Below are 13370 nucleotides of genomic sequence, written 5' to 3'. Positions count from 1 at the left end.
AGGAAATGCATATTTCTGCGGCGTTCGGCTCCAATAAGCCGCCGCCACAGAGTTTTTCAAGCGACATGGCGGTTCGATCCGGCGCTCGATCCATCAACCGGTTGCCGACAGGCGTGGAGACACCGAGCGCTCATTCAGAAGCTCGACCAGCGTGGTGCCAAGACGCGCCGGTGTAGAGGCGATCCGGATGCCAGCCGCTTCCATGGCGCTGATTTTATCTTCTGCGCCACCTTTGCCGCCGGAGATGATGGCGCCGGCATGGCCCATGCGCCGTCCCGGAGGTGCCGTGCGACCCGCAATGAACCCGACCGTTGGCTTCGAGCGTCCGCGTCTTGCCTCATCGGCGAGGAATTGCGCGGCTTCTTCTTCTGCCGAGCCGCCGATTTCTCCGATCATCACGATTGATTCCGTCGTGGGATCGGCGAGGAACATCTCCAGCACATCGATGAACTCGGTGCCCTTGATGGGATCGCCACCGATGCCGACTGCGGTGGTCTGGCCAAGACCCTGTTGCGAGGTCTGGAATACTGCCTCATAGGTCAGCGTACCCGAGCGCGACACGATGCCGACAGACCCTTTGCGGAAGATGGAGCCGGGCATGATCCCGATCTTGCATTCATCGACAGTCATGATGCCCGGGCAGTTGGGGCCAATCAGTCGCGATTTCGAACCGCTCAATGCTCGTTTGACACGCTGCATGTCGAGAACCGGAATACCTTCGGTAATACAGACGATCAGCGGAATTTCCGCCTGGATCGCCTCACAGATAGCGTCGGCCGCGCCGAAAGGCGGCACGTAAATAACCGAGGCGTCAGCTCCGGTCGCTTCACGTGCTTCCGCTACCGTGTCGAAGACGGGCAGACCGAGATGTGAGGTTCCGCCTTTGCCGGGGGAGGTGCCGCCGACCATGTGGGTCCCATATTTGATCGCCTGTTCGCTGTGGAAGGTGCCGGTCTTGCCGGTAAAGCCCTGACAGAGGAGACGGGTGTTCTTGTTGATCAGTATCGACATCAGTTCAAGCCTCCGACTGCATTGACGATCTTCTGGGCGGCATCGTCGAGATCGTCAGCCGGGATGACGTTCAACCCCGATGCTGCGATGATCTTCTTGCCCTCATTCACATTGGTGCCTTCAAGGCGAACAACGAGCGGTACCGTCAGCCCCACTTCCTTGACGGCCGTGATCACGCCTTCCGCGATCACGTCGCAGCGCATGATGCCGCCGAAGATGTTGATGAGAATGCCTTTTACATTCGGATCGGCAGTGATGATCTTGAATGCCGCGGCAACCTTCTCCGCGGTGGCGCCACCGCCGACATCAAGAAAGTTGGCCGGTTCTGCGCCGTAGAACTTGATGATGTCCATTGTCGCCATGGCAAGGCCGGCGCCGTTGACCATGCAGCCGATGCTGCCGTCGAGCGTGATATAGGAGAGGTCGTATTTCGACGCTTCTATCTCCTTGGCGTCCTCTTCGCTCTCATCACGCATTTCGAAAATGTCGAGATGACGGGCGAGGGCGTTGGAGTCGAAGCTGACCTTGGCGTCGAGGCATTTCAGCTGGCCGTCCTTCGAGACGATCAGCGGATTGATCTCGAGCATCTCCATGTCTTTGGCAGTGAACGCGGTATAGAGTTTTGCAACGAGTGTATGCGCCTGTTTGGCGAGATCGCCGTCAAGTTCCAGCGCCTTGGCAACGGCGCGGCCATGATGGGGCAAGATACCCGTTGCGGGATCGACCGAGAACGTCAGGATTTTTTCCGGCGTGTCGTGCGCGATGGTTTCGATGTCCATGCCGCCTTCGGTGGAGACAACGAACGAAACGCGGCTGGTTGCGCGGTCGACAAGAAGCGAGAGGTAGAATTCCTTCTCGATCTGCGATCCGTCCTCGACATAGAGACGGTTGACCTGTTTGCCTGAAGGGCCGGTCTGGATCGTCACCAATGTATTGCCGAGCATCTCAGCGGCATGTTCGCGAACTTCCGCAATCGAACGGGCAAGGCGGACACCGCCCTTTGCACCTTCGCCCAGTTCCTTGAACGAACCCTTGCCGCGACCGCCGGCATGAATTTGCGATTTGACGACAAAGACCGGACCAGGAAGCCTTGCAGCCATTTCGCCGGCCCCTTCGATGTCCACAGCCAGATAGCCTTCCGGGACAGGCACACCAAAGGACTTCAGTACACCCTTGGCCTGATACTCATGAATATGCATTGGAGAAGCGTCCTCCTTGAGAGTGATAAATTTTATGAGGGCACCAGACCCTGGCTTGCGCCAGGGCCCCGGCGGGGAGGTATTTGTTTTTACGCAATTCCGGACGGAAAACCGGTTCCCACTTTTCCTGGAATTGCTCTAGAGCAGACCTGCACCTCTAGCCCACTTGTACTTCGCTCCCAGCACCTCGACTGGTAGCTCGGTCGAATAGGCATAGGCGGGGATGCCATGCTGATAGAGATATTCGGCAGCCTCTTCGACTTCGACATCGCCGGCAAGCGACGCAACCATCGGCTTCTCGATGCCCCTGGCTGCCATCTCTTCCTTCACCTCGACCATGAGCTTGGCAAAGACCATCGGCGGGGTCACGATCGTGTGCCAGTAACCGAGGATCAGCGCGTGGATGCGATCGTCCTCGAGGCCGAGTTTGACCGTATTCTTGTAGGTGAGGGGCGGTTCGCCGCCGGTGATGTCGACGGGATTGCCCGCGGCACCGAAGGGCGGAATGAACTTGCGGAAGGCCGCATCCAGATCGTCCGGCATTGCCATGAGACTGAGGCCATTGTCGACGCAGGCATCGGAGAGAAGCACGCCCGAGCCTCCCGCGCCGGTGATGATGACGACATTTTCTCCCTTCGGCGTTGGCATGACCGGGATGCCGCGGGCGAATTCGAGGAGCTGCCGCAGCGAGCGGGCGCGGATGACGCCGACCTGCTTGAACACGTCCTCGTAGATCTTGTCGTTACCGGCAAGCGCGCCCGTATGGGACGAGGCCGCTTTGGCACCGGCGGAGGTGCGCCCCGCTTTGAGGACGACGATAGGCTTCTTCTGGGAGACGCGTTTTGCCGCTTCGGCAAAGGCACGGCCGTCTTTCAGATCCTCGAGATGCTGGGCGATGATGCGCGTATTGTCATCCTGCTCGAAGAAGGTGAGCAGGTCGTCCTCGTCGATATCCGACTTGTTGCCGAGACCGACAATCGCCGACACGCCCATCTTGGCCGAGCGGGAGAAGCCGATGATCGCCATACCGATGCCGCCGGACTGTGACGACAATGCCGCCGAGCCCTTGACGTCGTAGGCCGTGCAGAATGTCGCGCAGAGATTTTCCGGCGTGTAGTAGAAGCCGTAGATGTTCGGGCCCATCAGGCGGATATTGTATTTGCGGCCGATCTTGACGATTTCGTCCTGCAGTTCCGGTTCTCCGGCTTCAGCGAAGCCCGAGGGGATGAGGACTGCGCCGGGAATTTTCTTCTCGCCGCATTCGGCAAGAGCGCCGGCAACCAGTTTGGCGGGAATGGCAAAGACAGCCGTATCGATATCGCCCGGCACATCCTTGACGCTCTTGTAGGTCTTGTAGCCGAGGATCTCTTCGGCCTTCGGATGGATCGGATAGATCTGCCCCTTGTAGCCGCCGTTGATGAGGTTCTTCATCACCGAATTGCCGATCTTGCCATCCTCTGCCGAAGCGCCGATCACGGCTACCGCCTTCGGGCGCATGATGCGGTTCATGGATTTGAGGATTTCGTCCTGGCTCGGACGGTGACGGGGCTTGGCCTGATCGTAATCGATGACGATGCGCACGTCGGCGGCGATCGCGCCTTCCCTGGTGGCGAAAACCGGGTTGAGATCGAGTTCGGAGATTTCCGGATAGTCGTCGACAAGCTTGGAGACCTGCACAATCATATCGGCAAGCGCGATACGATTGACCGGCTCACCGCCGCGCACGCCCTTCAACATTTCCGCTGCCTGGATACTGTCGAGCATCGACAGGGCTTCGTCGTGCGTCACCGGTGCAAGACGGAAGGTGATGTCCTTCAGGACTTCGACGAGAACGCCGCCAAGGCCAAAGGCAACGAGCTTGCCGAAGCTGTCGTCGGTTACCGCTCCGATAATGACTTCGAGGCCGCCGGTCAGCATTTGCTGGACCTGCACGCCGACGATTTCCGCATCGGCCTTATAGGCTTGCGCATTGGCGATGATCTTGTCGAAACTGGCCCTGGCTTCCTCGGCAGATTTGACGCCGACGATAACGCCGCCTGCTTCGGTCTTGTGCAGGATATCCGGAGAGACGATCTTCATGACCACCGGAAAGCCCATGGACGATGCAAGCGAGGCGGCTTCCCCGGCGCTTATGGCAACGCCCTCCTGCGGAACTGCTATGCCATAGGCATCGCAAATAAGCTTGCCTTCGGGTGCGGTGAGTGCCTGGCGGCCTTCGGCCCGCGCCGCTTCCAGTACGTTACGGACAACGGTTTTATCGAGCATGATTTCCTCCGTGATGGCCGCGTGCACTCCCGGTGACAGCGGCATTGATGTGGCCTGGTTTGCCAGCGGGGCGTACTGGTAGAGTTGTCTTTGCCGCCCACGTTGGCATATTGTATACCAGAAAAAGTACTGTCAAGTCCTGATCTCTGGTTGGTAGCTGTTTGCTTCGATGCTGATTGAGTGTCTGAAGCTGAATGCCTGGGCTGGATCATCCAGCCCAGGCGAATGCTGTCGGGATATTACTGGGCAGGCTGCAGAACGTTTTCTTCCGTCCTGCGAATAATGCCCGCACGCCATGGCTTGAGTACGAACAGAGCCAGAAGGGCTGCAGCGCCATTCAGGACGACGCCGATGATAAACACCGAGTTCCAGTTGCCATCTGCCGCCATCGCGGTGCCAAATGGGACGAGAAGCGCTGCTGTACCTTTGGCGGTGTAGAGCAGTCCCGCATTGGTGGCTGCAAATTTGGAGCCGAATGTATCGGTGCAGGTTGACGGGAACAGAGAATAGATTTCGCCCCAGGCAAAGAACACCAAACCGCTGAGGATGACGAACATCACCGGATTGCCCGCGTAGAGATAGAGCATGTAGATACCGATCGCCTCAATACCGAAGGCGATGAACATGGTGTTCTCGCGCCCTATCTTGTCCGACACCCAGCCGCAGAAGGGTCGCGTCAGGCCATTGAGAAGACGGTCGAGGGTAGCAGCCAGTGTAAGAGCCGGTATGCCCAGCCACATCGGAATATCCGCAACACCGAAATCCTTGGCCATCGGTGCAAGATTGGCCGTTACAACGAGGCCACCGGCACCCACCGCAACGAACATGGCATACATGAGCCAGAAAATAGGGTGCTTGACCACTTCAGACGGCAAGTACTGCCGGCGACTCTGGATGATCGGGCCCTTGTTTGTCGGTTCCGGCACCTGACCTGGCTTCGGGGCCAGCAGGAAGAACGCAAGGATAACGATAACAACGCCTTGGCCGATGCCGAAGGTCAGGAAAGCACTCTGGAAGCCATAGTTCGCGATCGTGGCCTGGATGGGCCAGACCGTCAGTGCGGATCCCGCGCCAAATCCGGCTGCCGTGATGCCCGCTGCAAGGCCGCGCCGATCGGGGAACCATTTCAATGCATTGCCCACGCAGGTACCGTAGACCGCGCCCGCGCCGATACCGGCAACAATCTGGCCGATGTAGAATGCAAACAGGGTTTCGGCTTGTGAATTGATCACCCACCCGATGGCGCAGAGCACCCCGCCGAAAATGATGACGATCTTCGGGCCGTATTTATCGACGAACCAGCCCTCGATGGGAACCAGCCATGTTTCGAACAGGACGAAGAGCGTGAAAGCCCATTGAATTTCCGCACGCCCCCAACCGAATTGTTTGGTAATTTCCGGAACAAAGAACGTCCAGCCATATTGCAGGTTGGCGATCATGACCATACAGATCACGCCAATTGCCAACTGTATCCATCTGAATCCGTCGCTGACCTGCCGCGAGCGGAACTCCTCTTTTACCGCTTGAGTCATGTTCATCCCTTTCTACGCCTTTTATGTAGCTATAATGCCATGCGCTGATCGAGACATACTGGTATCTGTTATACCAAAAGACAAGAGCCAAGCTTGTATTGCTCTACAACTTTTGTAAAAACTGAATGTATTCAAAATGTTAAACGGCCGCTGGAGGTGATCCGGCAGCCGTTTAAGGGGAGGAAAAGTAACTTTTCAGCGATTAAAGGCCGAACGGTTCGTTATTTTTGTTGCGTGCATTTGTGCGTGCAACGCTGTCGAGGAAGGCAAGAATCGTCTCGATGATACCGCGGCGGGCGGTACGATCGGCTGAATTGGCTATTTCTGCACGTGCCGGCATGATTTGACACTCCTGTTTACCGTTTAAGATGGCTCTTATCTGGCATACCATATCCCAGTTCGCAACGGCGCCAGATGCATATCAGCATCCCATTTTTGCATAGGTTGTGCACTGCACACCCTTATAACGCCTCGGGCAGCCCTTTTGTTTCTATGTTTTTTACGGCCCTCAACCGGTTTTTCCCGCTCGGCGATTATCTTTAAGAAGGGTGTTTGACTTATGGTATTTATTATGCCAGAAATTCTGCAAGAGGACTTTAACTGACCCGACACACGGGTAGGGAAGCGGTGCGGACTTTGTAAATCCGGCTCTTCTCTTTCGACTGTCTCCGCTGGTTGCGTCTTGAGGCGGCAATCCGGGGGCAGGGGGAAGACAGGGCCCATCGATCTCAACGAGCGTTAAGGCGGACGGCCAAGCGCCAACGATAAGAGACGACAAAAATTCAATAGGAGGAAAGACGTTCATGACAATCGTCACAAAGGTTGAGAAGGCCACATCAACGGCTGAAGACACATTGAAGCGGAAGGTACGCGACGGGAGCGTGGTGTCCGGCGGCCATCTGGTGGCGCGGGCGCTGAAGAATGAAGGCGTCGACACTATCTTCACGCTTTGCGGCGGCCACATCATCGACATCTACGACGGATGCATCGATGAAGGCATCCGAATTATCGATGTGCGCCATGAGCAGGTCGCCGCTCATGCGGCCGATGGTTATGCCCGCCAGACAGGCAAGATGGGCTGCGTTGTCACGACGGCGGGTCCAGGCTGCACCAATGCGGTGACTGGTATCGCCACGGCGTTCCGCTCGGAAAGCCCGGTGCTTCATATTGGCGGGCAGGGCGCCTTGACCCAGCACAAGATGGGCTCACTGCAGGATCTGCCGCATGTCGATATGATGACGCCGATCACGAAGTTTGCTGCCTGTGTTTCATCGACCGAACGTATTGCCGATATGATTTCGATGGCGGCGCGAGAGTGTTTCTCCGGTGCGTCCGGACCTTCCTATCTGGAAATTCCGCGTGATGTTCTGGACCGCGAAATCCCTATTGAAAAGGCCGTCATACCGCAGCCGGGCAAATACAGGGCTTCGACATATTCAATCGGCGATCCCGCGGATATCGAAAAACTGGCTGATGTTCTGGTCAACGCCGAACGCCCGGCAGTTCTATTCGGTCAGCAGGTCTTCACGTCGGGCAGCACGCAGGCTGCGGTCGAGCTGCTACGCGGGCTGGATATTCCCGGCTACTTCAACGGCGCAAGCCGCGGCACACTGCCGATTGGTGACCCTCATCACTTCGACCGCACACGCGGCTTTGCATTCAACAATGCCGATGTGATCGTGGTAATCGGCACGCCGTTCGATTTCCGCATGGGCTACGGCAAGCGGATTTCCAAGGACCTTACCCTGGTGCAGATCGATCAGGATTATCGCACCGTCGGCAAGAACCGCGATATCGATCTGGGTCTGGTTGGCCATCCGGGCGCCATACTTTCGGCGGTCCTGCAGGCCGCATCCGCCCGGATCGACAAGGGCAAGCGCCAGGCACGCCGCGAGTGGATGAAGACGCTCGAGCAGCAGGAAGTCATCGCCTATGAGAAGGTGCTGCCGCTTCTCAAGTCGGACCAAAGCCCGATCCATCCTTACCGTGTTGCATACGAGCTCAACGAGTTCCTCGGCGAGGATACGATCTACATCGGCGATGGCGGCGACGTGGTGACCATCTCGGCTCAGGCAGTGCGCCCGCGCAATCCAGGCCAGTGGATGGATCCCGGTGCGCTTGGTTCGCTGGGCGTCGGGACAGGTTTCGCGCTTGGAGCCAAGCTGGCTCATCCGCAAAAGGAAGTGCTTTGCTATTATGGTGACGGCGCGTTCTCGATGACGGCCTTCGACATGGAAACCTGTGACCGGTTCAACGCGCCTTATCTTGCGGTTATCGGCAACAACTCCTCGATGAACCAGATCCGTTATGGCCAGGTTGCAAAATATGGCGAGGAACGCGGCAATGTCGGGAACAAGCTTGGCGACGTCGAGTTCTCCAAATTCGCGCACATGCTCGGCAATCATGGCGAGGAGGTTCGCGAAGCGTCCGAAATTCAGCCGGCGCTGCTGCGCGCCCGCGAGGCCATAGCCAAGACGGGCCGGTCGGCGGTCGTCAATATCTGGGTCGATCCGAATGAGTATGCGCCCGGGACCAAAAACCAGACGATGTACAAATAACGACAAAAGCCCGGCGGTCATAAGGGCCGCCGGCTCCAATCGACAGAGAGCAGAACGAAGGAACAAGTTCCGCGCCAGAAAAAGGGAAGAAAAGAATGACGAAAGCTTTGGAGGGTGTTCGCATCCTGGATTTCACCCATGTTCAGTCTGGGCCGACATGCACACAGCTTCTTGCCTGGTTTGGTGCCGATGTCATCAAGGTCGAGCGCCCGGGAGTTGGTGATATTACGCGCGGCCAGCTGCGCGACGTCCCCGAGGTGGATAGCCTCTATTTCACCATGCTCAATCACAACAAACGTTCGATCACGCTCGATACCAAGAACCAGAGCGGGAAGGCCGTTTTGGAAGAACTGATCAAAAATTGCGATGTGCTGGTGGAGAATTTCGCTCCGGGTGCGCTCGATCGCATGGGGTTCACGTGGGAGCGTGTCCAGGAACTCAATCCGGCAATGATCGTTGCGTCGATCAAGGGATTCGGCCCCGGTCCCTATCAGGACTGCAAGGTTTACGAAAACGTCGCGCAATGCACCGGCGGTGCGGCCTCGACGACAGGCTTCCGCGATGGTTTGCCGCTGGTTACCGGAGCACAGATCGGCGATTCCGGCACAGGTCTGCATCTTTGCCTCGGCATTGTCACGGCGCTTTTCCAACGCACCAAGACAGGGCGCGGCCAGAAAGTCTCGGCAGCAATGCAGGATGGCGTTCTCAATCTGTGCCGCGTCAAGCTGCGGGACCAGCAACGGCTGGCACATGGTCCGTTGAACGAATACAGCCAATATGGCGAGGGTATCGAGTTCGGCGAGAGCGTGCCCCGCGCCGGCAATGACTCGGGCGGCGGCCAGCCCGGGCGCATCCTGAAGTGCAAGGGCTGGGAGACAGACCCCAACGCCTATATCTACTTCATTACCCAGGCGCCGGTGTGGGAGGCGATTTGCGACGTGATCGGCGAGCCGGAATGGAAGACCCATCCCGATTATGCAAAACCTGTGGCCCGTCTGCCGCGCCTCAACGCGATTTTTGCCCGCATCGAGGAATGGACGATGACCAAGGACAAGTTCGAGGCGATGGCAATCCTCAACGACAGGGACATCCCGTGCGGTCCTATCCTGTCGATGAAAGAGATCGCCGAAGACCAATCGCTGAGAGCTACGGGCACGATCGTCGAGGTGGAGCATCCGGAGCGCGGCAACTATCTTTCGGTTGGTAACCCCATCAAGCTTTCCGACAGTCCGACAGACGTTACGCGTTCCCCGCTCTTGGGAGAGCACACGGACGAAATCCTGCGCGACGTTCTTAGGTTCGATGAGCGGACGATCGACGAACTGCAGAAAAGCGGTGCACTCGGAACTCCGCAGCAACTCGCTGCCGAGTAGGGTCTGTCGATATTCACGCCATGGCGGCCTGCAAACGGCGTTTTTCTGCGCTCCGGTGCTCACGTACCAAATGTACGCTGCGCTCCGGGGCTCGAAAACCACCGTTTTCGACTCGCCTGACATGGATATCAACAGACCTCCATTGCTTTTCAAACAACGTGCGTGATGTTGTTTGTGCAGCAATCTTAATCCGGCTACGGATTGACAGCATGTGTTTTTACTGGCATTATGTATTCCAGTCGCTTGACGACAAGTGCGGCTCACGGCGCAAGCCCCGCCGCACATCAGCCTAATCGCTTCAGGGAGGAGGCGGCTATGAAGCTTCATGAGTTTCAGTCGAAAGCACTCTTATCCATCAGAGGCATCAATGTCCCCGAAGGCCGGGTGGCGCTGACCCCCGGAGAGGCCCGCGAAGCAGCAGAGGCTTTGGGCGTGGACAGGATCGCCGTGAAATCGCAGGTTCTGGCGGGAGGCCGTGGCCTTGCAGGCGGCGTTCGTCTGGTCTCATCTGCAGGCGAGGTCGAAGCCGCTGCGGCCGCGATGCTGGGGCGCACTCTCATAACCGAACAGACGGGACCCGCGGGTTGCCGCGTCAACAGGGTGTTGATCGAAACGGCGGTTCGTCCTGTCCGCAGCCTCTATTTATCGTTGCTCGTTGATGCCGCAAGGGCCGAAATTGCCATCCTTGCCGGTGCTGAAGGAAGCGAGGATATCGAGCAGCGGCTCCAATCGGGCGAAACCCGTCTGGAGAGGCTTTCTCTCGGTACCGGAGATGCACTGGAGAAAGCGGCCGTGACTGGCCTGGCCCAGCGTCTTGGCCTTGGTTCCGGCCTTCACTCCACCTTTGCTTCGCTTGTCGATCAGTTGCGCCTCGCCTTCGTCGAACTCGATGCAACGCTCATCGAGCTCAACCCGTTGGTGGTGACAGACGAGGGCAAGTTCGTTGCGATCGACGTCAAGATGATTATCGACGACAACGCGCTGTTCCGGCATCCCGAGCTGGTGGCCCTGCGCGAAGAGCATGACGGCGATGAAATCGAGCTTGTCGCGCAGAATCGCCGGCTCAACTACCTGCGGATGGACGGCAATATCGGTCTGGCGGTTAATGGGGCAGGGCTTGGCCTCGCAACGCTCGACATGGTGCGTGCAGCCAATGGCAGCGCTGCAAACTTCATGGATATCCGCACGACGGCCACCAGCCTCGATGTCGCGCATGGTTTCACGCTGCTCCTCAACAATCCGGCCGTGCGCTCGATTCTCGTCAATGTGCATGGGGGCGGTATGCAGCCCTGCGATACCATAGCCGACGGTCTTGGCATCGCGATGCGGCGCACGGGCCGCTCGTGTCCCGTCGTCGTTCGTCTGGCGGGCAACAATGCCGAATATGCCCGGTTCCGCTTCGCCAATTTCGGTTGCAAGGTGATCGACTGTCCCGACATGTGGACGGCAGTCAACCGCGCCGTTTCCGCTGCGCATGGAGAAAGATCATGACCATTCTCGTTGATCAGAACACCCGTGTGATCTGCCAGGGCATGACCGGTTGGGCGGGAACGCATTATTCGGCCGCCATGATGGAATATGGAACCCGGATCGTGGGTGGCGTCACGCCCGGCAAGGGCGGAACCTACCATCTGAACCTCCCGGTCTTTGACGAGGTTGCAGAAGCGATGAAGGAGACTGGCGCCAATGCCAGCATGATTTTCGTGCCGCCGGAAAACGCTGCCGCAGCAATGATCGAGGCCATCGAGGCAGGTATGCCGCTTGTCGTGGCTCTGACGGAGCGGGTGCCTGTACAGGACATGTTGCGCGTGCGCGCGGCGCTGAAGCAGAGCTCGACGGTTCTCGTCGGTCCAAACTCGCAGGGCATCCTTTCGCCGGGCGTCTGCAAGATCGGCGTGATGGCAACGGGCAGCGAGCGAAAGGGCCACGTCGGCATCCTGTCGCGATCGGCATCGCTGACCAGCGAGGTTATCGCCCAGGTAAGTGCGGCGGGACTGGGCCAGTCGACAACAGTCGGCATTGGCGGTGACGCCATTCACGGCTTGAGTATGCGCGACTGCATGGAGCTTTTCCTTGCTGACCAGGATACGCGCGGTGTGATCGCGATCGGCGAGATCGGTGGATCGGAAGAGCAGGAGCTGGCGGAGTTTCTTGCCGGGATAAAACCGGAGATACCGGTCGTCGGGCTCGTAGTCGGCCGTTATGCGCCGACGGAACGCCGCATGGGCCATGCCGGTGCCTTTGCACAAAGTGCTGCCAGCGATGCCGGGAACAAGATCAGTGCGCTGAAGGATGCCGGCGTGATTATCGCCAAGAGCCCGCATCTCGTCGGCGAAACCATCCGCGAGGCGATGGCCGCAGCGGCCTGAAAGAATATGACGTGTCTGGCCGGAGTTGGATAGAGCGCTGAAACATCCAATGCCGGTTTGATAGAAGAATACCCGGAACCTTGGCTTCCGGGTATTCTCTCATTTTAGGCCTACTGAACGAATGTGGTCGACAAGGTGCCGATACCCTCGATGGTGACGCGGACAGTGTTGGTCGGATCCTTTATCGAGCCGACGCCGAGCGACGTGCCGCAGCAGATCAGATCGCCGGGCTCAAGCGTCATGTCCTTGGACAGGGCGCTGACAAGAATTGCCGGGGGAAAGATCATATCGCTCAAGGGATAATCCTGGCGCAGGGCGCCGTTGAGCTCGGTTTTGACACTGCATTCGGTCGGATCGATATCGGTGGCGATGACCGGACCGAACGGACAGAAACCGTCGAAGCTCTTGGCGCGGGCCCATTGTGCAAAGGTCTTGTCGCGGGCGATGATGTCACTCGCCGTCAGGTCGTTGACACAGGTGTAACCGAAAATAGCGGCTGCGGCTTCCTTTTCCGAGGCATTGCTGCAGCGCTTGCCAATCACGATGCCAAGTTCGCCTTCATAGCCGACGCGTTCGGTGTAGGAAGGCGGGCGGCGGACGACAGCCTCCGGAGACGCGACACTCGACAGGGCCTTCAAAAGATAGAGTGGCTCGTCGGGTTTCGCGACATCGAGTTTGGCGGCGAGCTGATGGAAATTGTTCCACAGCGCGATGATCTTGGAAGGCTCGCAAGGCGCCAGCAAGCGAACCGAGGCAAGCGGCAGCCGCATGTCGGTGGCGATGGGTTGCTCGAACATGCTGCCTTGATAAACGACGATATCCTTACCTTGCAGAAGGCCGAAGCCCTCCATGCCCTCATCGTCAAATCGTACCCATTGAGCCATTTTGTCTATCCTCCATTTTGCAAAGTGCGGATCTTTTCTTCTGCCGCCGCCGGTTGTCAGTGATCGAGTGCCTTGACGATATTCTCGACCATTTTCTTGGCGTCGGCGAAGAGCATCATGGTGTTGTCGCGGAAGAACAGTTCGTTCTCGACGCCGGCATAACCGGAACCCATGCCGCG

At 58.2% G+C, this 13370-nt stretch carries 11 protein-coding genes; 4 read left to right on the top strand and 7 right to left on the bottom strand.

Going from position 1 to position 13370, the window contains the following annotated elements; genetic code table 11:
- Positions 1-93 precede the first annotated feature (93 nt).
- From sucD (C7476_RS21615) to C7476_RS28310, 5 genes are all read right to left on the bottom strand, one after another.
- Positions 94-1011 (bottom strand): succinate--CoA ligase subunit alpha, encoded by a 918-nt coding sequence (gene sucD / locus C7476_RS21615; RefSeq protein ID WP_114431926.1) that lies wholly within the window; start codon positions 1009-1011, stop codon positions 94-96.
- Positions 1011-2210 carry an ADP-forming succinate--CoA ligase subunit beta gene (gene sucC, locus C7476_RS21610; protein ID WP_114431925.1) on the bottom strand — a complete coding sequence of 400 codons (1200 nt, stop codon included), beginning with the start codon at positions 2208-2210 and terminating at the stop codon, positions 1011-1013. The genes sucD (C7476_RS21615) and sucC (C7476_RS21610) overlap by 1 nt, the downstream gene beginning before the upstream one ends.
- Positions 2211-2348: 138 nt before the next feature.
- Positions 2349-4475, bottom strand: coding sequence for an acetate--CoA ligase family protein (locus tag C7476_RS21605; RefSeq protein WP_114432016.1), 2127 nt, complete (start codon positions 4473-4475; stop codon positions 2349-2351).
- Positions 4476-4714: 239 nt separating this feature from the next.
- A complete protein-coding gene (gene oxlT / locus C7476_RS21600; protein ID WP_114432015.1) occupies positions 4715-6007 on the bottom strand; it encodes an oxalate/formate MFS antiporter in 1293 nt (430 codons plus the stop codon).
- Between the two features lie 202 nt (positions 6008-6209).
- Entirely contained in the window at positions 6210-6347 is a 138-nt protein-coding gene (locus C7476_RS28310; protein WP_162702127.1) for a hypothetical protein, read from the bottom strand.
- 463 nt (positions 6348-6810) lie between these two features.
- Here C7476_RS28310 and C7476_RS21595 point away from each other — a divergent pair, with 463 nt between their 5' ends.
- The 4 genes from C7476_RS21595 (at position 6811) to sucD (C7476_RS21575) (ending at position 12307) form a co-directional block, all read left to right on the top strand.
- The gene (locus tag C7476_RS21595; protein WP_114431924.1) at positions 6811-8565 is read left to right on the top strand and encodes a thiamine pyrophosphate-binding protein; all 1755 of its coding nucleotides are present in this window, start codon (positions 6811-6813) and stop codon (positions 8563-8565) included.
- Positions 8566-8660: 95 nt separating this feature from the next.
- A complete protein-coding gene (gene frc / locus C7476_RS21590; RefSeq protein ID WP_114431923.1) occupies positions 8661-9938 on the top strand; it encodes a formyl-CoA transferase in 1278 nt (425 codons plus the stop codon).
- 315 nt (positions 9939-10253) lie between these two features.
- The gene (gene sucC / locus C7476_RS21580) at positions 10254-11429 is read left to right on the top strand and encodes an ADP-forming succinate--CoA ligase subunit beta (protein WP_114431921.1); all 1176 of its coding nucleotides are present in this window, start codon (positions 10254-10256) and stop codon (positions 11427-11429) included.
- On the top strand, positions 11426-12307 hold the full coding sequence (gene sucD, locus C7476_RS21575; protein ID WP_114431920.1) for a succinate--CoA ligase subunit alpha: 882 nt from the start codon (positions 11426-11428) through the stop codon (positions 12305-12307). The genes sucC (C7476_RS21580) and sucD (C7476_RS21575) overlap by 4 nt, the downstream gene beginning before the upstream one ends.
- Before the next feature lie 110 nt (positions 12308-12417).
- On the opposite strand, the gene C7476_RS21570 is transcribed toward sucD (C7476_RS21575), so the two are convergent.
- Positions 12418-13191: a fumarylacetoacetate hydrolase family protein gene (locus tag C7476_RS21570; protein WP_114431919.1), complete on the bottom strand. Its 774-nt coding sequence runs from the start codon at positions 13189-13191 to the stop codon at positions 12418-12420.
- 56 nt (positions 13192-13247) lie between these two features.
- Positions 13248-13370, bottom strand: a 123-nt coding sequence (locus C7476_RS21565; protein ID WP_147274705.1) for an NAD(P)(+) transhydrogenase (Re/Si-specific) subunit beta, incomplete at its 5' end; no start/stop codon positions are given.

Origin of the sequence: Phyllobacterium bourgognense (genome assembly GCF_003337575.1) — a bacterium.
GTDB classification, from domain to species: domain Bacteria; phylum Pseudomonadota; class Alphaproteobacteria; order Rhizobiales; family Rhizobiaceae; genus Phyllobacterium; species Phyllobacterium bourgognense.
Note: the sequence above shows the minus strand (reverse complement) of the source record. Positions and strands in the feature narration are given on the sequence as shown.

Bases quoted from the DNA above. Each gene is read 5' to 3' on its own strand.
- sucC (WP_114431925.1), bottom strand. From the start codon at position 2,210: ATGCATATTCATGAGTATCAGGCCAAGGGTGTACTGAAGTCCTTTGGT.
- sucC (WP_114431921.1), top strand. From the start codon at position 10,254: ATGAAGCTTCATGAGTTTCAGTCGAAAGCACTCTTATCCATCAGAGGC.
- sucD (WP_114431920.1), top strand. From the start codon at position 11,426: ATGACCATTCTCGTTGATCAGAACACCCGTGTGATCTGCCAGGGCATG.
- oxlT (WP_114432015.1), bottom strand. From the start codon at position 6,007: ATGACTCAAGCGGTAAAAGAGGAGTTCCGCTCGCGGCAGGTCAGCGAC.
- C7476_RS21595 (WP_114431924.1), top strand. From the start codon at position 6,811: ATGACAATCGTCACAAAGGTTGAGAAGGCCACATCAACGGCTGAAGAC.
- frc (WP_114431923.1), top strand. From the start codon at position 8,661: ATGACGAAAGCTTTGGAGGGTGTTCGCATCCTGGATTTCACCCATGTT.
- C7476_RS28310 (WP_162702127.1), bottom strand. From the start codon at position 6,347: ATGCCGGCACGTGCAGAAATAGCCAATTCAGCCGATCGTACCGCCCGC.
- sucD (WP_114431926.1), bottom strand. From the start codon at position 1,011: ATGTCGATACTGATCAACAAGAACACCCGTCTCCTCTGTCAGGGCTTT.
- C7476_RS21605 (WP_114432016.1), bottom strand. From the start codon at position 4,475: ATGCTCGATAAAACCGTTGTCCGTAACGTACTGGAAGCGGCGCGGGCC.
- C7476_RS21570 (WP_114431919.1), bottom strand. From the start codon at position 13,191: ATGGCTCAATGGGTACGATTTGACGATGAGGGCATGGAGGGCTTCGGC.